The following is a 26,851-nucleotide window of genomic DNA, read 5'->3' as shown; positions in this document are numbered from 1 at the left end:
GAATGCAATTACTTTGAATGTAATTAGTTTGAATTGATTTGAATGACTTAATAAGTGATGAAGTGTTATACGGCAATATTAATAGATGAATATTCTTGTGCGGCGTTAATCGCTGAATCCTTGATACGAGAAATACTCGCATTGTTAGCTTGCTCATTTCCTTCATCATTAGTTTGATCAAATGGGTATGTTGGCGTAAATTGCTGCTCATCCAACTGCTGAGCTAATTGATTGATTTGTTGAGACTCTTCTGTGCTTAGCACCTTTTCTTGTCTTTCAGATACAAGCTCTTTTTTAGCTTCATTCATTTTTCGAACCGCTTCATTAGCGACTTGAATGTCTGCTGTAGAAGGTTGAACCGGAGCCATTGCAGCAGCGTAAACCTTTTGCATTTTATTGAAAGTAGCTTGAGCATTACCTTCTATTACACCAACATCAATCTTTACTTCCCCCTCTACTGCATACCGTTTTCCATCTGGGCCTTTTTCATAAGTATATTGGGGTGTTTGAGCAAAACTTCCGCCAACAGCTGCATGCGCCTGTTCATGGGTTTTAACTTCAGCATCCCTTTTAGATAATTCATTAATAATTTGAGTATCAAGTTGTACTTGTTGTTTTTCTTGCTCAGCTTGATGTGAATCTTGCACATCTTGTTTTACTTGCTCCTTTTGTGCAACTTCAGCTTTGCTGTTGTCGCTTTGAATGTCGTTGTTACTTTCGTTTGTACTAGTATTTTCATCGACATTAGCAATAGCTTCTTTTTGACCCGTCGCCACCAGCGTAGAAGCTGCAAAGCTTTTATCGCTGTCTCGTAAGCCGGACGTTACATCATTAGTCGTATCCTCAAAAGCGCTCACTGACGCAGATGTGGTCAATGAACTCGTGTTAACAGAATTTGAATGACCACCAGCGATTTGATTAGCTTGGCCATCAATCTGGATGTCTGTAGTTTTGGAAGATGAAATGACACCTAAAACCGATACTGGTCCACTTTTCAAATTAAATTGCGGGCTCAAATGACTTGAATTAACGACACTCTGTGTTTTTAATGGCTTCGAAGTCAGGGAGCCTGCGTGAAAATTTGAACTGGACTGAATTGAACTGGGCTGAATTGTACTTGACTGAATTGTACTGGAATTGAAACTTGAAGATGAGGCCAATACTGAAGATTTTTTTGTAACACTGATCGTTTCGTTATGGTCGTTAACATCAGCGCTGACAAGTTCAGGACTTAGAACATTATGATTAATATTATTGGTATTTAATGCATTTGAAACGGGTTTATTTGTTACTGGGACAGTTGAGACAGTTTTACTTATGGCAGAATCAGCCACAACACTTTTACTACTCGAAGTATTGTGACGATTTAGAGAACTTGTCCCTTGCTGAAGTGGCTGACTTTGTACGTTCATCTCTGAATTTTAAACAGATAAATCTATAATAGTGCCAACATTTTCAGAGGCCACATCAATGACTTCAGCAGATGCCTGAGCTTGAGTCACTGCTTGTTCAGCATCAATGATCGCAGACACTTTATCTGTTGATTGTGCAGCTTGAGAACTTAACGTAACGGTATCTTGTTCAACTTTAACTGGAGTCGTTGTAGTGGGCTCAGGCGCCGCGACAGCTGTCGTTGCTTGTGCTAAATCATTTTGGGCACTCTGTAAACCTTGTATTCCTGAAGTCATTGCAGAAGGTATTTGCATTTGATCATTCCTTTTTAAACCCAAATCTAACCGTGTATACAATAAATTTATTTACAACACTCACGTTAGACTTAACTCACTAATTGGTTAATTATCATCCATGAATACAAGTTTGTACAGTACTACAATGATGAACTTAAAAGTTAAATTAATGCCAAGCCCGCTCCCAATCTTTCCAAACTGGATTTAGTCCTTTTATCTGCATTTTTTCAATCACTTGCTCAACGCTACGGTCGTCACTGATTTCAAATTGATCCAGTTGAGTATGTGGGTTTTGATAACCACCAGGCTCAGTAGAGCTGCCAGCGCTAATATTTGTCACGCCAAGCGGCAGTAAATTGTCTCTAAACTCAGGTGTTTCACGAGTCGACAGGCTAATTTCAAGCTGTGCATTAAATAATCTGAATGCGCAGATCATCTGTACTAAGCCTTCATCAGTCAGTTCCACTTTTGGCGAAACGCCACCAGTACAAGGTCTTAATCTAGGCAATGAAATACTGTAGCGAGTGCGCCAATATTGCTTTTGTAAATAAGCTAAGTGATGACCCATCATTAAGGCATCAAGTCGCCAATCATCCAGTCCTAGCAACACGCCTAAACCGATTTTATCAACGCCAGCTGCAGCCACTCTATCTGGCGTTTCAAGCCGATAAGCAAAGTCTTTCTTTTTACCGCGAGTATGATGCTTGCTATAGGTATGCGGCTGGTAGGTTTCTTGATATACCATCACAGCATCAAGCCCTAACTCAACAAGCTCTTGATATTCAGGTTGAGTTAACGGCTGGACCTCTATCGCTACATAACTGAATGCTTGCTTCACTATGGGCAATACATGCTTAAAGTAGTCAATGCCAACTTTGGTTTCATGCTCCCCTGATACTAACAATATTGAATCAAACCCTCGCTGCTTAATGATCTTCATTTCAGCCAGCAATTCATTGTCAGACAAGGTTTTGCGCTTGAGTTTATTGCTCATAGAAAAGCCGCAATAATCGCATTCATTTGCGCAAAGGTTTGACAGATATAAAGGCAAATATAGCCCGATATTTGCCCCAAAACGCTGTCTTGTTAACCGGTAAGCTTGTTGTGCCATTTGCTCTATGTATGGTTTAGCAGCAGGTGATAACAATGCCATTAAACTGTCAATGCTACCTTGTGGGTGATTGAGTGCACGCTTAACATCATCTGCCGTCGTGCTATATAAGCGCATTGATAAGTCATCGAGGTTTAACCGCTTAAACTGTTCAAGAAAACTCATTAGTAACGTAAACCTTTAATCATAAATTCAGAAAATTTGTCAATGGGCTGGTGTGTTTTGCTTGTTTTTCCACATTGCCCAACCCTGCAAGATAAGCTTGTCTACCAGTGTTAACAGCTTGATTAAAGCATTTAGCCATCAGCACCGGATCGGCGCTACTGGCTATTGCAGTATTAACCAATACTGCATCTGCGCCCATTTCCATTGCTCTGCAAGCTTGAGATGGCGCGCCAATCCCTGCATCGATCACTACAGGAATGTTAGCTTGCTCAATAATAATTTCTAAAAAGGGTTCTGTGGCTAACCCTTGATTACTGCCAATTGGGCTACCGAGTGGCATAACAGCCGCGCAGCCTGCCTCTTCAAGCCGGTAACATAACACTGGATCAGCATGTACATAGGGTAAAACTGTAAACCCTTTTGCACAGAGTATTTCAGCCGCTTTTAATGTTTCAATCGCATCTGGCATCAGATACTTAGGATCAGGATGGATTTCTAATTTAATCCATTTTGTCGCTAACATTTCACTGGCAAGTTCAGCAGCAAATACGGCTTCTTTAGCATTTCGAGCGCCTGCAGTATTCGGTAAAAGCTTTACGCCCATTTGCTGCAATGGTGTCAGTAAGTCATCAAAATCTTTATTGTGATCGATACGTTTCATCGCTAATGTGACTAATTGCGACTGAGAGGCTTCAATAGCCGTTAACATGGTCTTAGCGTCGGAGAACTTTCCTGTGCCCGTAAATAATCTTGAATCAAATTGGTGATCGGCAATAGATAGCATGTTAACCACCTGCTACAGCTGAGAAAACATCAATTTTGTCACTATGTTGGCACTCAATCTGCGCCCAGCGACTCCTCGGTACCACTTGGTCATTAAGCACAAGTGCTAACGACTTTGGGTTCAAATTTTTCAACTCTATTAATTGTAATAAACTTGAGTTGTAACCTAGCTCTTGAGCTAGTCCATTAAATTCAATTGTAATCATGTCAATTCCTACACTAATAACTTGTCCTAAATGCAACTCGAACTACAAATACAACAATCTGGGTCTTGTGACATTGTGACTTTTCGCCACTGTAAGTTATGGGCATTAAATAAGTGCAACTGCCCTTTTAATCGTTCACGTTGGCTTACATCACTTGTTAGCCAATTAAGTCCTAATAACGATTGCATCGATGCCATGGATAATAAGGCTGATGTTAATACGCCTGCTTGGGTACACGATTGGCTGACATTGGAGTCATCGGGATAAAGACACTGATAACATCCTGAACCGTGAAAATTGCTCTGCTTGCTATGATCAATACAGAATAACTGACCCTTTGCCCCACTTATTGCAGCACTGATCAACACGCCTTTTGCATTTACCACTGCCTGATTAATCAATAATCGCGAAGCAAAGTTATCTGTACAGTCAAATACTAAGTCCACAGAATTGACTGAATCAACTGAATAAAAGTCTTCAGCTGTGAAGCGTTTACAGACGGCTGTGATTTTACAATCGCTATAAGCAGTACTCAGTTTCTGCCTTACAATGTTAACTTTAAGCTGACCAATGTCTTGCTCGTTAAACAGCAGCTGCCTTGGCAAGTTTGAAAGCTCAACAGTGTCATCGTCCATTAAAGTAATATGTTTAACGCCTGCCGCAGCAAGTTGCTGAGCCACGGCATGACCCAGCCCGCCAACACCAATAATTAACACTGAACTTTGTAATAACTTAAGCTGACCAAGTTCACCAATTTCAGGCAACAACACATGACTTGAATAACGGATATATTGTTTATCCGTTAGCTTACTCATTATCACTGTTCCCTTTGATCGTATATTTACTGTCGTTAGGCTCTTTTTCATACTGACTTTTAGTACTAATACCAGTACTGTCACTGCACCACTGATGCGACAGTTGTTTAAATGCCGTTTCAGGGTAGTTAGCTTCAGTAATCGCCCTTACTACAGCAACACTGCGCACTGTTGTTGCTTTAACAGCATCGAGCACATGTTTATCAATCCCACCTATTGCTACCGTTGGACAAACAGGTTTAAGCAAAGCAGCATAACGCGCTAACTTAGCCAGTCCTTGCGGTGCTGATGGCATCACTTTCGTAGTGGTAGGAAAAATATGCCCGAGTGCGATATAAGACGGTTTTAACTGATGAGCTAATAAGATTTCAAAGATGCTGTGACTTGATAAACCCAGGGCAATACCAGCCTCTTTTATCGAGTCCAGGTTAGCCAATTCAACATCCTCTTGGCCTAAATGAATCCCAAAAGCACCATGCTTTAGCGCTAATTGCCAATGGTCATTAATAAACACTTGCGCGTTATAGTCTCGCCCTAACGTTATTGCTTGTTGAATTTGTTGCTCAATATCCTTAAGTAGTAAATTGTCTGACTTCTTAATACGTAATTGAGCTGTGGTGCAGTTAGCCTTAAGCAGCGCTTCGAGCATCACGACATCATTTACGACAGGGTAAATTCCAATCTCTTGTGATAACAGGGGAAAACCATTGTCATAGCAACCACTTTGCGTGGTTGAAGTAAATAAATCACAGGGCTGGTGATCATAATAAAAGCTGATAGATGGGTATAAACTAATATCTTCAGGCCAGCCTGTTTTAGCAACTGGGCCCGTACCTTGGCCATATTGCACGCTGTTGATTAAGCCTTTTGACACATAAGCTTTGGCCATCACAATCGCATCATGCAGCACATAACCATATGCCATAAAACAGGCAATAGCACTTGATAAAGTACAACCACTGCCATGATTATTATCAGTATCGATTCGTTTAGAAGTTAACCAAAACTGTTGATATTGATGTGATTCACTGACGCCATTAACCTGCTGACATACAAATAGATCACTAGCAGTTTCCCCTTGCCATGGTTCGGCATCACCACCTTTTGCAAGCACATTGCAACGTAAGAGTTGATTTAACGCTGTTGCAGCTTGATGAAAACCGACTTTAGAGTGGGGATTGGCTATGTTAGCTAAACCTTCTAGCCTAAATAACTCTGCAGCATTAGGTGTCACTAACGTCATCAGCCCTTTAAAAGGGCTAAAATCTAATTCGTCAGTTTGATTTAAACCATCACCACAGCTGGCCACCATGACAGGATCAACAATCACCGGCACAGTCTGATTTGCGATATTTCGCTGTCTAAAAGCATTTAGCCAGCAAGCAATTGCATTTAATTGCTGCTGATTAGCAATCAATCCAATTTTGATTGCTGCAGGTTGTAAATCGTCATAGAGCGCCGTCAATTGTGCTTCTAGCATCGCCTCTGAAACGGGTTCGACTAAATTAACTGCAACTGAGTTTTGCGCCGTAATTGTGGTAATGACACTGCAACCAAAACAACCTAAATCATTTATGGTTGCTAAGTCAGTTTGAATACCCGCGCCGCCGCCACTGTCTGAACCTGCTATGGTCCAGACGATAGGCTTAGTTTGCAATTGCCCAGCTTGCACGGGCTTAGCTTGCACTTTTTTAAGGTCGTATGGCCTGTGCATGCTTACCCCTCAAGCTCTTCAAGCTCAGCCTCTGGGGTGACAAGCGGTTTGTCAGATACGGCGTGGTATAGTGCTGAACCTGTGGCTTTGAATTCTGCAGACTTCTTCGCCATCGCCGCATTAACGTCAACGACTTGTTTTTCAGCATTAGCATCTGAAACTTGTTTCGCTTTAAATTCGCTGGCATCCACAACCGATACTAGCTGCTCTGTTCCTGCACTTTGTGCTTGTTTTTCTTGCTTTGCTGCATACTCTCTGACTTCTTGTGTGATTTTCATTGAGCAAAATTTGGGACCACACATAGAACAGAAATGGGCGACTTTGGCAGATTCTTGTGGTAAAGATTCATCATGATAAGCGCGGGCTGTATCAGGGTCTAAACCTAAGTTGTATTGATCTTCCCAGCGAAATTCAAAACGGGCTTTTGACAATGCATTATCACGTATTTGAGCGCCAGGATGCCCCTTGGCGACATCTGCTGCATGAGCTGCAATTTTATAAGCAATTAAACCTTGTTTAACATCTTCTTTGTTGGGTAAACCTAGGTGCTCTTTTGGCGTGACATAACACAACATAGCAACGCCATACCAAGCCATCATTGCAGCGCCAATGCCTGAGGTAAAATGATCGTAACCAGGAGCGATATCCGTCGTTTGTGGGCCTAAAGTATAAAATGGCGCTTCATCGCAATGGGCGAGTTGCTTTTCCATATTCACTTTAATCAATTGCATTGGCACATGACCAGGACCTTCAATGATGGTTTGCACATCATATTCCCAAGCCACTTTTACCAATTCACCTAAGGTTTCGAGTTCTGCAAATTGTGCTTCATCATTCGCGTCGGCAATACTGCCAGGGCGCATACCATCACCTAAAGATAAAGACACATCATAAGCGGCGCAGATTTCACAGATCTCTTTGAAATTTTCATATAAAAAACTTTCTTTATGATGGCTTAAGCACCACTTCGCCATGATTGAACCACCACGGGAAACAATACCAGTTAACCGTTTGGCGGTCATCGGCACATAACGCAATAACACACCAGCATGAATAGTAAAGTAATCAACGCCCTGCTCTGCTTGCTCAATCAAGGTATCGCGAAATACCTCCCATGTAAGATCTTCAGCAACACCGTTCACTTTTTCTAACGCTTGATAAATCGGCACCGTGCCAATGGGTACTGGTGAATTTCGGATGATCCACTCTCGCGTTTCATGAATATAACGGCCAGTTGATAAATCCATAACCGTATCCGCGCCCCAGCGGGTAGACCAGACTAATTTCTCGACTTCTTCTTCGATTGATGACGTCACCGCAGAATTACCAATATTCGCGTTTACTTTTACTAAAAAGTTACGCCCAATGATCATGGGTTCAGCTTCTGGGTGGTTGATATTTAATGGAATAATTGCACGACCACGAGCCACTTCTTCTCGAACAAATTCAGCTGTGATAGCTTGGCCTATGACTGCGCCAAACGCTTCACCTGGTGCTTTTTGTGTCAGTATTTCATCGGTAACTTGCTCACGCGCCATATTTTCGCGAATGGCAATGTATTCCATTTCTGGTGTGATAATACCTTGGCGAGCATAGTGCATTTGAGTGACACACTTACCCGTTTTAGCACGCCTTGGGGGAACTAACGCTTCAAAACGTAAATGATCCAAGCCATCATCCGCTAATCGTTGCTGAGTAAAATCAGAACTCACACCTGCAAGTTGCTCGGTATCTTTACGTTCATCAATCCAACTTTCGCGAAATTTGTTTAAACCTAGTCGAACGTTAATTTCAGCATCGGGATCTGAATAAGCACCTGCACAATCATACACTTTGATTGGCGGGTTTTTCTCTGTTACTGGAGCATCGTCGCTGCCACCTAAAATGGTGTCTGTCTGATGAATTTGGCGCATACCGACTAATAAATCTTCACGGGATCCGCTTAAATATATTTTCTCGGAATTAGGGTGTTGTAGCGGCTTTAACGTATCAATGAAAGCCTGAGCTTGTTCACGGGTTTGACGACGATTTGACATTAGCAACCTCAAAATTAATGAAATAGAGTTGCTTGTCTGGAGAGGTGTGTTGATGACGAGCGAGTTATACATAACTCTGTAATTTGCATTTAATGTTTAAAAAACATCCATAAATTTTGGATACTTTTTTTTGTATTTTTGGTCATTCTAAAGGTAAAGAACAATCAAAATCACACTATATGTTTCAACATCAATTTCAACGTTTGTTGAATTAAATTGAACATAAACAATAAGAAGAAATAGCAAATTAACTGCTTGTTTCCTTCGCAGGTTTTAACCTGATCAGGTTCAACGGATCCCGAATAAACGGTCTCAGCCATAAGGCACTCCGACAAGATGCAAGCAGTATACTCAGCTAATGAAATAAAATACAAGTGAAATAAAGTCAGGCGAACACAATAGTCAATCAAATTAATTCATGCGACAAGCATCTGATATTCAATAACAATACTAATTATGAATACCAAATTAACATATTAAGTGAATTATTATTAAGAGTAAAAGCAATGATTGGTTTCAAAAATGGATAAATAGTCAGCAAATGTTTAAGGTAATTGCACTTTAGATAATCTATTTTGAATTGCCTTCCCCAAGACTTTCTTCATTTTTGCACTATCACAGGGCTCAGCAAAACCTAGACCTTCTGCATGAGGATTAATTTGCGTAGGTAATGGCACAATACGATAGCATGTCTCCCCATGTTTCATAATTCTATTGGGGTCTAATCTATGGTCAAGTGTGGTGGCTTGTCGCTTGTCTTCAATCTCAATAATTTCAATATCAAACATCTCAGGCGTGAGCTCGCTTAAACTTGCCCCACTCTTTGAGGTCGCTAAATGAGCTTGCTGTGAAATTAAAGTATTAAGCGCTTGCTGATTTAAGTTTTTCAATACTTGATGCTTAACTGCATTTGTTCCTGTAAATAAGTGTTGATTTAATTTTGTGTCTTTAAACAAATGGGAGCTTACATCATCATCCTTTTCTTGCTGTAAATACATGCTGTCTACATTTGCCCAATTAAAATCTTCTTTGGTTTCAATTATCGTATTGATTTCATAAATTTCTTTAACTTCAATTAATTGGTTATCAGATGAATTCTTTTCAGGTAAATTAACAGTATTGATTTTAGTTTCTACACTTGTTGCATCATCAACTCGTTCCTCTATGACTTCCTCTTTGACTGCATCTTGTATTGTAATGGCGTTATCTTGTGGTTCAGTAGCTGTGTGATCAATTTGGGTTTCATTCACGTCTGAGGCTGACGTATCTTGATTGATTAGGCCGTCTAACTGTTCAGCAGTAATGAAATAAGCATTGATCTCTTTCGTTTCTGTTTGATTTTCTTGTTTCGAGGTGGCGATTTCTACGAAAATGTTGACTGTCTGTTCAGCAAGAACTAGCAATATGAAAAAAGCTAAAATATGAGCAATTGCTACCATAAACACGGTTAGAGTTAACGATTTCCTTATCGTTTTAAATTTATAAACGGTACCAATATCTTTTGCGGATGAATAATTTGATCGAGTTATTTTGCTATCTAATTTAAAAGATTCATCAAGTTGAAAAGGCTCATCAAAATTTAATGATTCGTTGTGGTTTTGGCTTGTTATGGCTAAGGCTAGAGACAAGTTTAATTCAGAAAGCTCAATATTATCACTATCATTTACAAATTGAGAAACGGCATCGCTAGCAATAATATGACTTTGAATATCTTCTGAACAAGATTGATTGAAATTTGTAGATTCGCTTAGGTAAATCGCATCATTAAAATTTGCATGGGCCGAGTCTTGTTTTGAGGAAGCACTATCCTTTACAGCAGCTAACGACGAAGTAGATAGCTCTTTTGTTAAAAGCTTAGGTTCATGCTTGTGGGTCATTTAGCGCATCCTATCGCCTTGGTGATTATAAAACGCTATAACGCTTTATCGCATATAGTGTAAAAAAGTTAGTGTTAAAAAATGTCCGTGTTAACACGATTTATCAAGCGATGAATAAAGCATTGGTTTGATTGTCTAGTCTTGGTCAACCTAAACTCTGCTTACAGCTGCTGTCTCTAAAGGCTAATGCTACAGGCATTCACTACAAGTATTCACTACTGTTTTAATCGCTGAATATTATCTGATACTCAATCTTTAAATTAGTTCAATAAAGCATCGAGAAGACCATAAAACACATAATACTTTGTTAACAAACTGAAATAATACACTTTTAAATTTAGCTTACACATGTACGCTAAAAATCTAGTGTTTTACAATTTAAGCTGTTACTCTAATTTTTCAATTAGTTTATTAAGTTGTATACCAAGATGTCTCTTGAGTTAAATGTGGCTCCCAAAATTGAAACTAACTCATGCTCTCAGTCTGACTATTGTGCGACTGAAGAGCTAGCAAACAGTGTCACCCATGGAATAGGAGTGTTAGCAGGCCTCGTCGCCATGGTGGCAATGTTAGTTAAAGGATCGACACATTTAAATACCACTGAGATGCTTGGCATCGGAATTTACGGTCTCAGTATCGTTTTACTATTTCTAGCATCAACTTTATATCATTCAAGCAAATCACAACTTTGGCGAAAACGTTTTAAAATGGCCGATCATTGTGCCATTTATACATTAATTGCCGGCACTTACACTCCCCTTATGCTGATTAGCTTAGACGGGGAACAAGCAAATATTGTTTTGGCTGCTATTTGGATACTTGCACTGGGTGGCATCATATTCAAAACACTTTTTATTGGCCGCTTCAAAGCCTTTAGTGTCATCCTATATCTCGTTATGGGCTGGTTATGCGTTACGGTTATGAATGATCTCATCAAAGGTATGACAGATTTAGGTTTTAATCTGCTATTAGCAGGCGGAGCCTTTTACAGCATAGGTGTCATTTTCTACATTAATAAGCGCATTCCGTACAACCACGCTATATGGCATTTGTTTGTACTCGCTGGCGCATTGTCACACTTTTTGTGTATCTATTTAGCCGTGATTTAAATGCTCTGTTCAAATAAAACGTCACTTTAACTTTGCAAAGATTCCTATCAAGCAACTGATAGATTATGCTGTTGTTTTTGCTGTGATGATTATTGAATGAATCCGCTTTCGCCAAAACAAAAAATCTGGTTTATCGTCAACATGATCCCTGAAGGAAATGTACTTGCCTATGGCAAAGTTGCAGATTTAGCAGGACTTCCTGGTCGTGCTCGCTATGTATCTCGAGCACTACAAGAAGCACCACCACATTTAAACTTAGCTTGGCATAGAGTTATCAATAGCCAAGGTAAAATATCTTTTAAACTCAACACGATTAATTTCCAAAACCAACAAGAGCGACTAAGATCAGAAGGAATTGAAGTGAACAAAGGCAAAATTTCACTGTCAAAATTTGAATGGAAACCCGATATGGCGACATTGGTTTTATCGTTACCTTTTTAACTCTCTTACGTAGGTACTGCTTTGGTTAAATTATTATCCGATTTCTCGAATATTATTACGACAAATAACACTTCATTAACTGCAGTAGTAATGGCAGCCCTATTGCTGCAGCCTTTTTCACCAGTTAATGCCGAAACATCCCCTGTCACCACAGCACAACAATCAGATAAACACACACAGAATATTGCCACAGACGCAGAAATAGAACATTCATCTAACTACCTCAAGCCCCTTGCTGCTCACAATGCTGAATATAATGTTTACTATGGCAGTATTCATTTAGGCAAGGCTCGTTATCAACTGCCAGCCTCAGATAATGGTTACTATCAATATCGTTTCGATAGCGATGTCAGTTTATTGATGTTGTCTGATGTGCGTAATATTAGCAGCGAGTTTCAATTAGTAGATGGTAAATTAAAACCTATTCGCTACATGAGTAAACGCTCAGGAACCGGTAGCGACTATAGTGAACAAACGGTATTCGCTGAAGGGCAAGGTGTTATTCATACTATATATAAAGACGAGCGCGAAAAGTTAACATTCGAAAACAACATTCTCGATCCATTAATGGTGCAACTGCAATTTAGGTTGGATATGTACAATCCTCCAGAAAAATTGCACTACACCATGGTCAAAGAAAAAGAGTTAGATGATTACGAATTTAAGATTGTTGGTAAAGAATTAATGACACTTGAAAGTGGCTCATACGACACCATTAAAATTGAAGTCGTCAGAACCAGCAAAAAACGTCAGACATTTTTTTGGATGGCACCTGATTTAGGCTACTTACCAATAAGGTTAAGCCATTTCTCAAAAGGCAGTAAACAGCTCGATATACAAATAGATAATTATCAATTTTTAGAGCCTATAGAAAACGAAACACTTGTACCTTTTACTAAATAGACTATAAAGCAGGTGTTTGAAACACCCCATATAATAGTAAGGTTTTTTCAGACGTTCTCGTACTAAAATTTGCAGATTTAAATCTACATTTGCTCAATGTCCAAGTAATTAAGTTTTAACCAAAAAAAAGTGACAGTCGATTATCGACTGTCACTTTTTATTATCACAAAGATATTTCTTCTATCACAAAGAGTTCAAGATAATATCTACAATTAGTTGCAAGCCTGAAGCTCACCTTGTCTGAATAGCTTCCATTCACCCGGTTTTAAAATATGCCACTCTTCATCTTTAGTTAGTGGTCTAGTCGCAATCACAGTGACCACATCGTTCGGTGTGGTTTCTTTATCAAAATCAATAACCACATCGGTATCAATTAACTTTGCTTTGCCAAAAGGTGCACGGCGGGTGATGTAACATAAGTTATTACTGCAATAGGTCATTAAATCGATCCCATCACTCAAAATCATATTAAACACACCAAGGGCTCTTACTTCGTCGGCTAACCCAGCTATGAATGTAAACACTTGATTCATATCTTCAGGTTGCTTAGGGCCAAATTCAACTAACACTTGTTCCATAATCCAACAAAAAGCTAATTCACTATCTGTATCACCAACCGGTTGAAAACGATTAACAACAAACTTTTCTTGATAATCAGATAACTGACCATTGTGAGCATATGTCCAATACTTACCCCATAATTCACGGGTAAAAGGATGGGTATTTTCAAGTGACACACAACCACGATTAGCCTGACGAATATGGCTAACCACTATCTCACTTTTGATAGGGTAAGATTTAATCAATTTGGCAATATGTGATTCACTGCTTGGACAAGCATCTTTAAAAGTACGACTACCCTTGCCTTCATAGAAAGTAATTCCCCAGCCATCGACATGAGGACCAGTGACACCGCCTCTTTCTGCTAAGCCTGTGAAACTAAACACAATATCAGTTGGAACGTTAGCGCTCATCGCTAATAACTCACACATGGGGAAACGCCTTAAAAAGTTTTATAAGTCATAATTTTATCTAATAACTATTGTACCTAGTGCAAAACATTTTTGGGATATTTTTATTGTAGAAAATATTTTAAACAATTGTTTGAAAAAACTTGTAATCGTGTGCAGTAAGGTTTAATTTTATGTGATAGAGGTCTGACCACAAGTCACTTCTGTGAATAGGATCATTAATTTGTAAGTGCTCAATTTTTGAATGCTTTAAGGAGAAAGACATTGACTACCCTGACTTGGATCATCGCCATGATCGCAGTGCTCGGCGCAGCCACTTATATGCGAGTATCGCTACTCACGGCTACCATCGCCGCTGCAGTCGTCATGCTGATTGGCAGCGTATTAGATATTGTTGGTATCGTGGCATGGATTGTTTTTTTAGTCTTAGCACTACCGCTAAACGTAAAATCATTTCGCCAAAACTTCATTTCACGTCCATTGCTTAAAGTCTATCAGGGCATCATGCCTGAAATGTCTTCAACAGAAAAAGAAGCAATCGAAGCTGGAACCACATGGTGGGAAGCTGATTTATTTGCCGGTAACCCAAACTGGAATAAATTGCACAATTACCCTAAAGGGCGTTTGACTGCAGAAGAACAAGCCTTCCTAGACGGCCCTGTTGAAACTGTGTGTAAAATGGTTAACCAGCATCAAGTTTCTCATGAGTTAGCTGACTTACCTCAAGAAGTATGGCAATACCTGAAAGACGAAGGTTTCTTTGCCATGATCATCAAGAAAAAATACGGTGGTCTTGAATATTCTGCTTACGCTCAATCACGTGTATTACAAAAACTTGCTGGTTTAAGTAGTGAACTTGCTTCAACAGTAGGTGTACCAAACTCGTTAGGCCCTGGTGAATTATTGCAGCACTACGGAACGCCAGAGCAACAAGACCACTACTTACCTCGCCTTGCAAAAGGTTTAGAAGTACCTTGTTTTGCATTAACTAGCCCAGAAGCTGGTAGTGATGCTGGCGCCATCCCAGATTTTGGTGTGGTATGTAAAGGGGAATTTGAGGGCGAAGAAGTGTTAGGTATGAAACTAACATGGAACAAACGCTACATCACCCTAGCCCCTGTTGCTACTGTATTAGGTTTAGCATTTAAACTACGCGATCCAGATGGCTTATTAGGTGATACTGAAGATCTAGGCATTACTTGTGCGCTTATCCCAACGGATATTCCAGGTGTTGAAACAGGTCGCCGTCACTTCCCACTGAACTGTATGTTCCAAAACGGTCCAACGCGCGGTAACGAAGTCTTTGTACCATTAAGCTTCATCATCGGTGGCCCAGAAATGGCAGGTCAAGGCTGGCGTATGCTGGTTGAATGTTTATCGGTTGGTCGTGGTATTACTCTACCTTCAAATTCGGCTGGCGGCATTAAAACTGCAGCTCTCGCAACGGGTGCTTATGCACGTATTCGTCGTCAGTTTAAGCTTCCTATTGGTAAGCTTGAAGGCATCGAAGAGCCAATGGCACGTATCGGTGGTAATGCTTACCTTATGGACGCTGTAAGCTCTCTTACGACTGTAGGGATTGGTTTAGGTGAAAAGCCATCGGTTATTTCTGCCATCGTTAAATACCATCTTACCGACAGAATGCAAAAGTGTGTTATCGATGCGATGGATATCCACGGTGGTAAAGGTGTTTGTCTTGGCCCGAATAACTATTTAGGTCGCGGCTACCAAGCAGCGCCAATTGCAATTACTGTTGAAGGTGCAAACATTCTTACCCGCTCGATGATCATTTACGGTCAAGGTGCGATTCGTTGTCATCCATATGTACTAGCTGAAATGGAATCCGCTTTTGATACCACATCAGGCAAAGGACTAAGTAACTTTGATAGTGCCATTTTCGGTCATATCGGATTTGCCATGTCTAACTTTGTTAGAAGCTTCTGGATGGGTGTGACATCAAGTCATTTCTCTAAATCACCATATAGCGATAAAACAAAACGTTACTATCAGCAGATGAACCGTTTCAGTGCTAACTTAGCCTTATTGTCAGACTTGGCAATGGCCACTTTAGGCGGCAACTTAAAACGTAAAGAACGTATTTCAGCACGTTTAGGTGATTTATTAAGTCAGCTATACCTAGCATCAGCAACGCTTAAACGTTATGAAGACGAAGGTCGTTTAACTGAAGACTTACCATTAGTACAATGGGCGGTTGAAGATTCACTTTATAAGTTACAAACATCATTAGATGACTTATTAGATAACTTCCCTATGGGACTAGGTTTTGCACTACGTGCTGTTATCTTCCCGTTTGGTCGCCCTCTTAAGCGTCCTAGTGATGTACTGGACCATAAAGTATCAAAGATTATGCAAACTCCGTGTGCCAGCCGAGACCGCTTAGGTCAAGGCCAATTCTGGACGCCTTCAGAGCACAACGTAGTGGGTATTCAAGAACAAACCTTACTGGATATTCTGGCTTCAGAGCCATTGTATGACAAGGTATGTAAAGCAGCAGGTAAACGTCTACCATTCATGTGGTTAGATAAAATTGCTGCAGAAGGTAAAGCACTTGGCGTGTTAAGCGATGCTGAAGTTGCATTACTCGAAAGAGCTGAAGTTGGGCGTTTGAAATCAATTAACGTTGATGATTTCGACTCAGAAGAACTAGAAGCAAAAACGGCTGCTGTTGCGAAACAAATACAAGCAGCGTAACGTTTTAGTCTATTAAAGCCAAAGGGAAAGCATCTGCTTTCCCTTTTTTATGCCTCTAATTCAAGTGACGATAGCGCAACTGCCAACATAACTTAAGTCATCTTTTTATTATTTAGTTGGTCAAATACCAAACCTCACTTCAAGCGCTGTGCCCAATTACCGTTATTCTGCGCCTCACATCGTGTTTCACTATCAAACACGATTTGTTTGGCTTGTACTTTAATGCCCTGTTGCAATAATTTATGGATGATTAAGTTTTGAATAAAAGCATCTTCTTTGCTCAACGCTAATTGAGTGAGCTGCGGATCATTTTCAAAAATACACACCACTTTTAACGACGCAGGGAAAGCATTGAAATTAACAGTATGGGTTAACCATTCAAACCCTGAACATTGCTCGAGTAATACCTCGCACACATCTGTCAGCGTATCTCTAATTTGATTATCTAATTTTTTGTCGGTCTTTTTCATCTGCGCTCTACTTGGTACTTGATTGTGACAGCATATAGCTATTATCCATTGATTTTGAGCTTAGTCATTATTTTACGACTAACGTTAACTATCGGAACATATCACATGGGATTTATAAACAATGAGATATTCATTTATGCTTAATAGTCATAAATATAAAACAATAAAAAACCAGTTACGAATAACTGGCTTTTAAGTTTGCTAATTAGCTCTTCAGTTTTAATTTAGCTTAATTAATCATTTGAAAGTTCTTGTTCAAGCTGTTTTGTGGTCGCATCTGGTGAGCTGCTATTACGGGCGAATATGCTATACGCCACAGGTATCACAAGTAGTGTAAAGAACGTGGCTAACAATATGCCTGACAGTACCACCACGCCAATAACAAAGCGAGTTTCAGCACCTGCTCCGCTCGACATAACTAAGGGTATTGCGCCAGCTGCTGTCGTAATACCTGTCATCAAGATAGGACGTAATCGCTGGGATGATGCTTGTATTACCGCATCATCAAACGCAATCCCTTTATCACGTAATTGGTTGGCAAACTCAACGATTAAAATACCGTTTTTAGCCGCAAGCCCCACCAGCATGATAATTCCGATTTGGCTGTAGATATTGATACTTTGATCAGTAAACCACAGGCCAATTAACGCGCCTAAAGTGGCTAGCGGAACCGTTAACATAATCACCATTGGATGCACATAACTTTCAAATTGCGCAGCCAACACCAAGAACACAATCCCTAAAGCCAACACAAAGACAAAGTACATTGAACTACCAGAACTTTGATAATCTAAAGACTGGCCTTTGTAACTGATAACAGCTTCAGCTGGTAAATAAGTATCCGCAATATCATTCATATAATCTAATGCTTCACCCAAACTATAGCCATCGGCTAAGTTAGCCTCAATGGTAATAGCCCGCATTCGGTTATAGCGGTTAAGTGAACTGGCATCAGCGTACTCTTCTACTGTCACTAAATTTGATAAAGGAACTAACTCACCGCTTCGGTCTGAACGAACATAAATATTTTCAAGATCCGTTGCAGTGTTTTGATTTTCACGATTACCTTCAATAATCACATCGTATTCTTCACCATCGCGCATGAAGGTAGTGACTAATCTAGAACCTAACATCGACTCTAACGTGCGACCAATATGCGAAATTGATACACCTAAATCTGCTGCGCGATCTTTATCAATTGCAACTCTCAACTGCGGCTTAGTTTCTTTGTAATCATGATCAAGACCCGCAAGCATTTCGTTCTCACCTGCTTTTTCAATCATGATGTCACGCCACATTGCGAGTTCTTCGTAACTTGGACCCCCTAATACAAACTGCACAGGTTTACCCACACCTCGACCAAAGGCTTGACGCATGATCGGGAAAGCTCTTACACCAGCTAAGTCAGATATACGCGAACGGATGTCGGTAATGATTTCATTCGCTGGGCGACGCTCAGCCCAATCTTCAAGTACGATAATGGCCATACCATTAGAGAAGTCAGCACCAGATCCAAAACCACGTGGTGCGCGAATTAACAAACGCTTGATATCTCCAGATTCAACTAAAGGCATTAAGCGACCTTCGATTTCATCCATATACTTTTCAATATATTCAAAGCTTGCACCTTGTGGGCCATTAACCACTAAGAACATCGAGCCTCGATCTTCTTGTGGTGCAAATTCTTGCGGGACTTTATTAAGCAAATAACCACTGACAGCAAATGCTGCAACAACAATTAAACCGATAAAATAAGGTTGTTTAATGGCTGATTGCAGATTGGACTGGTAGATATTAGTGACAAAATCCATCATGGCATCGACTTTACGCACTAACCAAGATGATTGACCTGCAGGTTTTAGTAACTTAGAACACATCATTGGGCTAAGTGTCAGGGCCACTAAGCTTGAAAACATCACTGCTGCACTCATGGTGACAGCAAATTCTTTAAATAGTTTTCCTAGATCACCATCAAGGAAACTAATCGGCATGAACACTGCGATAAGTACCAAGGTTGTTGCAACAACAGCGAATGCCACCTCACGTCCACCAAGGTATGCCGCTTTTAATGGAGAATCGCCTTGCTCAATTCGGCGGTGAATATTCTCCAGCATCACAATCGCATCATCTACTACCATACCAATGGCTAAGATCATCGCCAAAAGGGTTAATAGGTTAATGGTATACCCAAGTGTATATAACACGATAAACGTGCCCATAAGTGATACAGGAACGGTTAACGCAGGTATCAGCATGGCGCGCACGCTACCTAAGAACAAATAAATCACAATGATCACCAGTATCATTGCAATGAACAACGTCTGATAAACCTCTTTAATCGATGCTTCAATAAATACTGAACTGTCGTATGAGCGTTTTATCTCCATTCCTGCAGGTAATGTAGGATTGATTTCATCCACTAACGCATTGGCAGCACGTGCCACTTCTAAGGTATTTGAGGTAGATTGTTTAGACACCCCTAAACCAATCATCGACTCAGTATTACCACGGAACATAATCCGCTCTTCTTCAGAGCCAATTTGCACCTTAGCAACATCACCTAACCTCACCAAATAGCCATCATTACCTTGAGTAATCACGAGATTGGCAAAGTCTTGTTCTGTTCTAAAACTTCTATCCACACGGACAGTAAAGTGACGCTCTTTAGATTCAATGGAACCCGCTGGTAATTCTACGTTTTCTGAGCGCAGCGCAGATTCAACATCAGCTACGGTTAAATTTCGAGACGCTAAGGCTTGTCGGTCAATCCAAATCCGCATTGCATAGACTTTACCGCCACCTAAACGAATATTAGCCACGCCATCGACCACAGAAAAACGGTCAGTTAAATAACGGCGCGCATAATCGGTGAGCTGCAATGTGGTCATTTGATCAGAGACCAGGTTTAACCACATGATGACTTCATCACCACCATTGGCTTTTTCAACCTCTGGTGGATCGGCTTCTTCAGGTAAGTTATCCAGTAAACCTGAGATTCTGTCACGGACATCATTGGCAGCCGCTTCAATATCACGGCCAACATCAAATTCTAATGTGACAGATGAGCGCCCGTCACGGCTACGGGAGCTAACATGCTTAATCCCTTCTACGCCGCTAATCCTATCTTCAATTAGTTGGGTAATACGGCTTTCAACAACCGAGGCACTCGCACCACGATAGCGGGTGTCAATCGATACCACTGGCGGGTCAATATTAGGGTATTCTCGTAATGGCAATTTTTCAAAAGAAACTAAACCAAGAATGATAATCAAAATACTGATAACAGAGGCTAATACCGGTCTTTTTACAGAGATATCAGTTAAAATCATGCCGCATTCTCCGAACCAGCGACCTTGGCAAAATTAAATGCTTCAGCTGCTTCTGTTTTCACTTCATCACCCGGTCTGACTTTAAGTAAGCCACGAATAATGACCGGCGTACCAATCTCCACGCCGTCGATGATTTCTACCCAGCCACGATTACGGATCCCAAGGGTTACTGGCTTTTGCTCTACCACATTTTCATCGTTAACTATGTATACGAACTGTTTAGATTGAATTGGGATAATCGCAGATTCTGGTAATAGTAAGGTTTCTCGATTTTGTTTAATCAGTTTTACTTTCATTAACATGCCTGGCAATAAAGCAGCATCGGCGTTATCAATGATGGCGCGTACAATCACTGCGCGCGTTGAAGGGTTGACGCGACTATCAATTGAAGTCACAACGCCTTTAAAAATACGATCAGGGAAAGCGATGGCTTTTGACTCAACACTTTTGCCTAACTGTAATTCTTGAATAAAACGCTCAGGTACTGAAAAGTCGAGCTTAATCTTGCTGACATCATCTAAGGTGGTGATTTGAGTGCCAGGAGACACTAACGAACCGACACTGACTTGTTTAAGCCCTAAACGGCCAGAGAACGGCGCATGAATGGCTCTGTCTTCTAATGCCGCTTTAGCTTGCTCAAGTTCTGCGCGAGTGGTGTCGATTAAAGTTTGTAACCTATCTCGCTCAAGTTCCGCCACTGTTTTACTGGTCACAAGACTTTGAATTCGGTCAAGTTCGCGCAGGTGGTCTTTCACTTTGACTTCTGCAGCTTGCACTTTGGCGAGTTGTTCACGGTTACGAAGTTGAACCAGTAAGTCGCCCTTCTGTACTTTTTCACCGTCGTTAAAATTGATTGTCGCAATTTGCTCAGTCACTTTAGGGGTAATGGTAATAGATTCGAAAGCCTTGTTTGTACCAATCGCTTCCACTTCATCACGCACAGGTAACATGGCAACTTTGGCCACAACAACATTCGGAATAGGTTTAACACGCTCTTTGGTGTTACTAGGAGATAGAGTCGATTGGTAGCCGAACCAAGCTAGACCTAATGCAACGAGTAATATAATTATTTTTTTCATCGGAATTCCGTTCGTCAAACTCATATACAAAATGTTAAAAGGATTGAAGCAAACGTTAGTTTACCCAGCAGCAAGCTGGTATCAAGGCGTTTTACCTTTACTTACAAAATACACATTTCATTAACACACGGTTTTGTACGATTAAAACTGAATTACAGTTCACATATCAGCGGTTATCACCTCTTCTGTAGATTAATTCAAACTAAATAACTGTATGTTCCGATAAATTAAGCATAAAAAAAAGAGACACATAAATGTGTCTCTTTGTAATAAATTGATGCATTTTAAAGCAACATCAAATAATTATTTACTTTATAGCCTATCGTACTTTACGGTCTGCTTTCATCGCTTCGCTTAATACGCGGTAAAGCTCAGTAATAACTTCGTTATCTAACGGCTCACCGGCAGCATCTTTAATAAAGATTTCTGTTTGTTCTTTGTCTGCTGTTTCAACAAGTTCAACACGATAGTTACCACGTTCTAACGGTAATTTATCTTCGCCCCATAACGAGCTCCAGAATCCGCCGCTTTCTTCAAGAACGATGTAATAAAGGCCTTTAGCTGAGTTCATATCAACAATATCAAAACCTAGCTCAGGCATAACGATACGCAAACGATCCCAAGTTTTTGTATAATCAGCTTCAGCAATCCAGAAAGCGCCTCTTTCTTCAGTTTCAGCAACGAGATCTACATCAATCCCTAAACTCTGTTCAATACGGTCAGCTTTGATTTGCTTTTCACGCTTAACACTCATATAAGCAATGGTGTTATTGAGCATATCAATGGTGTAACGACGTTGGTCTTCACCGCTTAAAAAGATTTCTTGTTCTTCACCGTCATAAGATTCTTCATGTTCTACAAGATCGATACTCATGCTACCTGAACGGCCATGAGGACTCACGTCAACATCGTAGCGGTAGCGTTGACGAAGTAAATAAACTTTGTCATCGCCAAACCAGCTTGTTTCGATAACGTCTTTGTTCTCAATCCAACCCGTTTCGAGAACGCCAGCTTCATAATCTTCTTTTTCAATAGCAACATCGTACTTAGCTAAGAAGCCTTTAAGATTTTCAAACACTTCTTGCTTAAGGTCTTTTGTGCTTGCGATAGATTCAACGATAATTTTAATATTATCGGTGCCTTCTTCGACACGGGTACCTTCAGACATCGGCAGAACTAATAATGGAGGACGGATATCTAAACGTTTACCAATCAGTTCTTTGTTTACGCCTTCACCAGCTTTAGGGATATCATATTCACGACTGTACGTCGGTTCAGTTAATCCTTCTGGAATGGTAAGAAGTGGTACTTCTTTGGCATTGGTAAAATCTTCACTACCATTTGCAACTCGACGATCTGTCGGCGTACTACACGCTGTAACGGCAGCAATCAGTAAAATTGGGGTGACTTGCTTCAACATTTATCGGTTTACCTCTATATGGGCTTGTTTCATCGCTTCTAACAACAGACCATGAAACTGCTCAGAAAGTTCAGTTAAAGGTAAACGAATATGACCTTGACTGATTAAACCCATCTGATGTGCAGCCCATTTAACCGGAATTGGGTTAGCTTCACAGAACAAATGTTCATACAGTGCTTTCATCGGCAAATTAATGCTTTCTGATAGTGCATGATCGCCTGCTAATGCAGCGTCACACATTGCTTTGAATGATTTTGGTACAATATTATTCGCAACAGAAATTACGCCGTCACCGCCTAATAATAAAAAGTCACGAGCAGTAGCATCATCGCCACTGTATAACTTAAAGTCATTACCACAAAGTTCACGTAATTTAGCCACACGGGTCAAATCACCGGTCGCTTCTTTAACGCCAATAATGTTACTCACTGAAACTAATTCAGCTACCGTTTCAGGCAACATATCAACTGATGTTCTGCCTGGCACATTATATAGAATTTGTGGGATATCAGTACAAGCAGCAACGGCTTTGTAATGAGCAATTAAGCCCTTAGGTGAAGGCTTATTGTAATATGGCGTAACCCCAAGCATACCAACGATACCTGAGTCGGCCATAGATTGGGTCAACTCAATGGCTTCAGCCGTTGCATTTGCACCGTTTCCGCCAATAACAGGTATTCTGCCAGCAGCAAACTTAACGGTTTGAGCAACCACTTGAGCATGCTCTTTCATTGGCAGAGTCGCTGACTCACCAGTGGTACCCACGGCAACAATCGCATCTGTGCCTTGGTCAATATGAAATTCTACTAGTCTTTCTAGACTGCTGTAATCTACTGTGCCATCACTATTCATAGGTGTGATTAAGGCAACGATGCTTCCGTTTATCATCTAAATTCCCCAAGGTTTCAGGATTCGCTATGTTACTTATGCCTACTACTAATGACAAGCATTAACGGGGCTCTCAAATGCATTTCTACAAAACTGTAAAATTATCGACTTATTTAAACACTTATTTAGAATTTATATCTTATTTAATACATGCAGAAATAAACTTTATTTCCTTACAAATCAATACTTATTAATTATAAGTGTCTCAACATACCACTTTTCAGACAGTTTATAGCCTATTACGTACATACTTATGTGGTTTAGTTCTAGTTATGTTAGCATTACGTTCCGCAAAAAAACTTTGCGTTAGTTCGCTAGTTTACGCTCTATGATATCGAAAAAGTGAGGAAAATCCATGACCAACTATCTGGTCGTTACTGCTATGGGTGCAGATCGCCCTGGTTTAGTAAGTCGCCTAGCCCGTTTAGCCAGTGAATGTGATTGTGACATCGTCGATAGCCGTATGGCTTTATTCGGTAATGAGTTCACACTCATCATGATGATTTCAGGTTCTTGGGCTGCAATCACTAAGATAGAAACCTTGCTACCAGGCTTAAGTGTTGAGCTTGAGTTACTCACTGTGATGAAGCGTACCTCCAAACATACGCCTAAGAATTTTGTTTCTCGTATTGAAGTCAGCGTTAATGGCCAAGATCAGCGCGGCACGATGAAACGTATCACTGAATTCTTAGCTGATCGTTCTTTAGATTTAGCTGCTGTGCGTTCTCATGCTGATGATGACAACTTAACTCAAACAATTTTGTTCACGATTAACGTTCCTGAAAAAGTTGATCTAATAAAGCTTGAGAAAAGTATTCATGAACTCGCAACTGAACTCTCTTTAGATTGTTCAATCAATCATATGCAGGCAAGTGAAAAATAAAATAATTGAATAAGGACTTTACATGAATACCCTAACCGTTGGTGATTTAGCACCGCAGTTTTCTCTACAAAACCAATTTGATGAAACTATCTCTTTAACGGATGCATTAAAAGAGGGGCCAGTATTAGTCTATTTTTACCCAAAAGCGTCTACTCCAGGTTGTACAGTTCAAGCTCAAGGTTTACGTGACAGTAAAGCTGAACTTGCCAACCACAAGGTTACTGTTCTAGGGTTAAGTCCTGATCCTGTTGCTAAACTGCTTAAGTTTAACGACAAACAAGAGCTTAACTTCTCGTTATTGAGTGATGAAGACCACGCTATCGCCGATGCATTTGGCGTCTGGGGCGAAAAGAAATTCACCCCTAGAAATTTTTTATGACAAAAACCCTTGACAATTTTTTATGACAATCTACCTTTGATATGTGGGTAACATATTGAGGGTTGTTTTGTGATAGAAAAGCATGACGAAAATGATGTTTATGAAGACTACCGATTGCTCTCCATAGAGGTAGATACATTAGCTAAACTGAGAATCTCACAGGTCATCGATACTGACTCTGGAGAAGTGACACACTCACCCTACCTTTCCCCATCCAAATTACAGTCTCGCATAAAGAAGACCGATATTATCGTTGCACCAGATGGGCGTGTTGTTTATCCACAATCTCTTTATCTTGTCTCAAAACTCAGCGGTGAAGGAAAAATTCAAGACACCAAATCAATGGCCAAAGGCTTATTGGCCTTTACTCGATATTTAGAGTCTACCCACCACCCTCAAGATGATGAAGGGGATGTGATACCACCTCAGTACCTAACTTATAAAACACTGACTAAACATGAAGAAGAAGGCGCACCTTGGCAATTTGCAGAGCATCTTTTAGCTAACTGTCGCTCTAGGAATGAGGCAACTGGTGATGAAGCGTACTCGCTTAACTCAGCAAGAAGCTATATGGGTGCTGTTATTGGGTTTTATAAGTGGATGCAGAGACACGGTTACCTCAAAAATAATGATGAGCATGTCCTGACACACTACACCGAGGTTGAGGTTAACGTAGGGGGCATCAACCAGCATGATATGCTTGCCCATACTAAGTCTGGCGCAAAGCGGGGCTATGAGATTTCAAACATCATGAAGATGTTCCCAAAAATCGATAAAACGCCTGCTCATCAAAAATTGAAGCCTATGACTCCCGAGCATAAAGAACGGTTCTCTCAACACATTCATACATTGCCAAAAGCTGCTTCCCTGATACTGAGACTATGTGAAGAGGCAGGACTTAGGATTGATGAAGCGACCCATTTCCCTGCTCGCGATATTGGGAATAAAGATTTTAGTGCATTAGATGTCGTGCCATTGAGCATTACACATACCAAGGGCAGTAAGCCACGAACGATTGAAATCCCTATCGCACTGCATGAGGAATTAGAGCAATTCAAGGAATGTAGTCAGCGACAAAAGAACCTAACTCGCCGAAAGGATCTGATTAATTCCAAAAAAGAACTGGATACCACTGAGTACCTTTTTCTTTCCAATAAAGGGCGGCCTTACACACTAAACACTCTAGAGGCGCATTTTAGCGAGCTGCGACAGTGCATCCGGGCAATAGAACCTACTTGGTACTATCGAATCCATGATCTTCGCTCAACTTATGCCACGCATTGGCTTTGGCGGGAATCTAGGGAGCGGCAGGTTGCTTATGAGTACCTAATGGACGAGTTAGCCTCGCTAATGGGACATGAAAGCACCGCAACGACGGAAAAGTACATTAAGTTCATGAATAAGTTTAATGAGCAGTTACGGGTTGCAAAGAGCAAAAACAACAAGATTAACAAGGGGTGCTAGCATGGCAAAAAGTCCACTCGCGAAGAACTCAAAAACGGTTAACCACGTCAGAAACAATAAGAATGTGGTTCCGTTGCACCTCAGCATCCCCTACAAGAACAGCAACAGCAGGAAGGCAACCGAGTTTGATATATCACTCCTGTTACACCTTGGCGCAGACAGTAATAATGTCAAAATCAACAGCCGTATCCCTTTTTTAAGGAGCTTTTGTAAAAAAACCAACCAGTATGTTGATTATGGCAGGTCGGCAGCAACCGTCTCGTCCTTATACGATGCATTAAGAGCCTTCATTGTCTTTAGTGACGCTGTAAACGTTGACCCCTTTTCTGAAGCTGGCTATTTAAAATATGCCGGGAATGATGGCGAACTGCGGCACCGGATGAAAATGTACCGCCCATCCAAAAGGCT

21 protein-coding genes, 1 pseudogene and 1 riboswitch are annotated in these 26,851 nt (G+C 40.6%); of the genes and pseudogenes, 7 read left to right on the top strand and 15 right to left on the bottom strand.

Features of this window, described 5'->3' with window-relative positions:
• Positions 1 to 65: 65 nt before the first annotated feature.
• The 9 genes from AB4153_RS15055 to AB4153_RS15015 all read right to left on the bottom strand — a co-directional run bounded on the left by AB4153_RS15055 (position 66) and on the right by AB4153_RS15015 (position 10,395).
• Positions 66 to 1,412, bottom strand: coding sequence for a putative metalloprotease CJM1_0395 family protein (locus AB4153_RS15055; protein WP_371998004.1), 1,347 nt, complete (start codon positions 1,410 to 1,412; stop codon positions 66 to 68).
• A gap of 9 nt (positions 1,413 to 1,421) precedes the next feature.
• Entirely contained in the window at positions 1,422 to 1,706 is a 285-nt protein-coding gene (locus tag AB4153_RS15050) for a chemotaxis protein (protein ID WP_371998002.1), read from the bottom strand.
• A gap of 148 nt (positions 1,707 to 1,854) precedes the next feature.
• On the bottom strand, positions 1,855 to 2,964 hold the full coding sequence (thiH, locus tag AB4153_RS15045) for a 2-iminoacetate synthase ThiH (protein WP_371998001.1): 1,110 nt from the start codon (positions 2,962 to 2,964) through the stop codon (positions 1,855 to 1,857).
• Between the two features lie 19 nt (positions 2,965 to 2,983).
• Complete coding sequence (locus tag AB4153_RS15040; RefSeq protein WP_371997999.1) at positions 2,984 to 3,748, bottom strand: thiazole synthase; 765 nt, start codon at positions 3,746 to 3,748, stop codon at positions 2,984 to 2,986.
• Between the two features lies 1 nt (position 3,749).
• Positions 3,750 to 3,953, bottom strand: coding sequence for a sulfur carrier protein ThiS (gene thiS / locus AB4153_RS15035; protein WP_102526076.1), 204 nt, complete (start codon positions 3,951 to 3,953; stop codon positions 3,750 to 3,752).
• Between the two features lie 26 nt (positions 3,954 to 3,979).
• On the bottom strand, positions 3,980 to 4,768 hold the full coding sequence (locus AB4153_RS15030) for a ThiF family adenylyltransferase (RefSeq protein ID WP_371997998.1): 789 nt from the start codon (positions 4,766 to 4,768) through the stop codon (positions 3,980 to 3,982).
• On the bottom strand, positions 4,761 to 6,482 hold the full coding sequence (thiE, locus tag AB4153_RS15025; protein WP_371997997.1) for a thiamine phosphate synthase: 1,722 nt from the start codon (positions 6,480 to 6,482) through the stop codon (positions 4,761 to 4,763). The genes AB4153_RS15030 and thiE overlap by 8 nt, the downstream gene beginning before the upstream one ends.
• Before the next feature lie 2 nt (positions 6,483 to 6,484).
• The gene (gene thiC / locus AB4153_RS15020) at positions 6,485 to 8,518 is read right to left on the bottom strand and encodes a phosphomethylpyrimidine synthase ThiC (protein ID WP_371997995.1); all 2,034 of its coding nucleotides are present in this window, start codon (positions 8,516 to 8,518) and stop codon (positions 6,485 to 6,487) included.
• 242 nt (positions 8,519 to 8,760) lie between these two features.
• A riboswitch (TPP riboswitch) is annotated at positions 8,761 to 8,859 on the bottom strand.
• Positions 8,860 to 9,063: 204 nt separating this feature from the next.
• Complete coding sequence (locus AB4153_RS15015; RefSeq protein WP_371997993.1) at positions 9,064 to 10,395, bottom strand: hypothetical protein; 1,332 nt, start codon at positions 10,393 to 10,395, stop codon at positions 9,064 to 9,066.
• 428 nt (positions 10,396 to 10,823) lie between these two features.
• On the opposite strand from AB4153_RS15015, the gene AB4153_RS15010 reads away from it, so the two are divergent.
• The 3 genes from AB4153_RS15010 to AB4153_RS15000 all read left to right on the top strand — a co-directional run bounded on the left by AB4153_RS15010 (position 10,824) and on the right by AB4153_RS15000 (position 12,848).
• The gene (locus AB4153_RS15010; protein WP_102526081.1) at positions 10,824 to 11,504 is read left to right on the top strand and encodes a hemolysin III family protein; all 681 of its coding nucleotides are present in this window, start codon (positions 10,824 to 10,826) and stop codon (positions 11,502 to 11,504) included.
• Between the two features lie 96 nt (positions 11,505 to 11,600).
• Positions 11,601 to 11,945, top strand: a complete 345-nt coding sequence (locus AB4153_RS15005; protein WP_102526082.1) for an MGMT family protein — start codon at positions 11,601 to 11,603, stop codon at positions 11,943 to 11,945.
• 21 nt (positions 11,946 to 11,966) lie between these two features.
• Complete coding sequence (locus tag AB4153_RS15000; RefSeq protein ID WP_371997991.1) at positions 11,967 to 12,848, top strand: DUF3108 domain-containing protein; 882 nt, start codon at positions 11,967 to 11,969, stop codon at positions 12,846 to 12,848.
• Between the two features lie 212 nt (positions 12,849 to 13,060).
• Here the strand turns inward: AB4153_RS15000 and AB4153_RS14995 are convergent, their stop codons facing one another.
• The gene (locus tag AB4153_RS14995) at positions 13,061 to 13,840 is read right to left on the bottom strand and encodes a class II glutamine amidotransferase (RefSeq protein WP_102526083.1); all 780 of its coding nucleotides are present in this window, start codon (positions 13,838 to 13,840) and stop codon (positions 13,061 to 13,063) included.
• A 243-nt stretch (positions 13,841 to 14,083) separates the two neighbouring features.
• Here AB4153_RS14995 and fadE point away from each other — a divergent pair, with 243 nt between their 5' ends.
• Positions 14,084 to 16,531 carry an acyl-CoA dehydrogenase FadE gene (gene fadE, locus AB4153_RS14990; protein WP_102526084.1) on the top strand — a complete coding sequence of 816 codons (2,448 nt, stop codon included), beginning with the start codon at positions 14,084 to 14,086 and terminating at the stop codon, positions 16,529 to 16,531.
• A gap of 134 nt (positions 16,532 to 16,665) precedes the next feature.
• Here fadE and AB4153_RS14985 read toward each other — a convergent pair whose 3' ends face one another.
• From AB4153_RS14985 to dapA, 5 genes are all read right to left on the bottom strand, one after another.
• Positions 16,666 to 17,001 carry a Fis family transcriptional regulator gene (locus tag AB4153_RS14985; RefSeq protein ID WP_102526085.1) on the bottom strand — a complete coding sequence of 112 codons (336 nt, stop codon included), beginning with the start codon at positions 16,999 to 17,001 and terminating at the stop codon, positions 16,666 to 16,668.
• 233 nt (positions 17,002 to 17,234) lie between these two features.
• Positions 17,235 to 20,330 (bottom strand): efflux RND transporter permease subunit, encoded by a 3,096-nt coding sequence (locus AB4153_RS14980; protein WP_371997988.1) that lies wholly within the window; start codon positions 20,328 to 20,330, stop codon positions 17,235 to 17,237.
• The gene (locus tag AB4153_RS14975; protein ID WP_371997986.1) at positions 20,327 to 21,409 is read right to left on the bottom strand and encodes an efflux RND transporter periplasmic adaptor subunit; all 1,083 of its coding nucleotides are present in this window, start codon (positions 21,407 to 21,409) and stop codon (positions 20,327 to 20,329) included. Before AB4153_RS14975 ends, AB4153_RS14980 begins: the two co-directional genes overlap by 4 nt.
• 319 nt (positions 21,410 to 21,728) lie before the next feature.
• Positions 21,729 to 22,829, bottom strand: a complete 1,101-nt coding sequence (gene bamC / locus AB4153_RS14970; RefSeq protein WP_102526088.1) for an outer membrane protein assembly factor BamC — start codon at positions 22,827 to 22,829, stop codon at positions 21,729 to 21,731.
• Positions 22,830 to 23,717, bottom strand: a complete 888-nt coding sequence (dapA, locus tag AB4153_RS14965) for a 4-hydroxy-tetrahydrodipicolinate synthase (RefSeq protein WP_102526089.1) — start codon at positions 23,715 to 23,717, stop codon at positions 22,830 to 22,832. It lies immediately after the preceding gene.
• 355 nt (positions 23,718 to 24,072) lie between these two features.
• Here dapA and AB4153_RS14960 point away from each other — a divergent pair, with 355 nt between their 5' ends.
• The 3 genes and pseudogenes from AB4153_RS14960 to AB4153_RS14950 all read left to right on the top strand — a co-directional run bounded on the left by AB4153_RS14960 (position 24,073) and on the right by AB4153_RS14950 (position 26,443).
• Entirely contained in the window at positions 24,073 to 24,600 is a 528-nt protein-coding gene (locus AB4153_RS14960; RefSeq protein WP_102526090.1) for a glycine cleavage system protein R, read from the top strand.
• Between the two features lie 22 nt (positions 24,601 to 24,622).
• Positions 24,623 to 24,958 (top strand): annotated as a pseudogene (gene bcp, locus AB4153_RS14955) (thioredoxin-dependent thiol peroxidase); the annotation flags it as partial.
• 90 nt (positions 24,959 to 25,048) lie between these two features.
• Positions 25,049 to 26,443, top strand: coding sequence for a site-specific integrase (locus AB4153_RS14950; RefSeq protein ID WP_102437156.1), 1,395 nt, complete (start codon positions 25,049 to 25,051; stop codon positions 26,441 to 26,443).
• Positions 26,444 to 26,851 lie beyond the last annotated feature (408 nt).

Origin of the sequence: Shewanella sp. 10N.286.52.E4 (assembly GCF_041468785.1) — a bacterium.
Lineage (GTDB): Bacteria > Pseudomonadota > Gammaproteobacteria > Enterobacterales > Shewanellaceae > Shewanella > Shewanella electrodiphila.
Note: the sequence above shows the minus strand (reverse complement) of the source record. Positions and strands in the feature narration are given on the sequence as shown.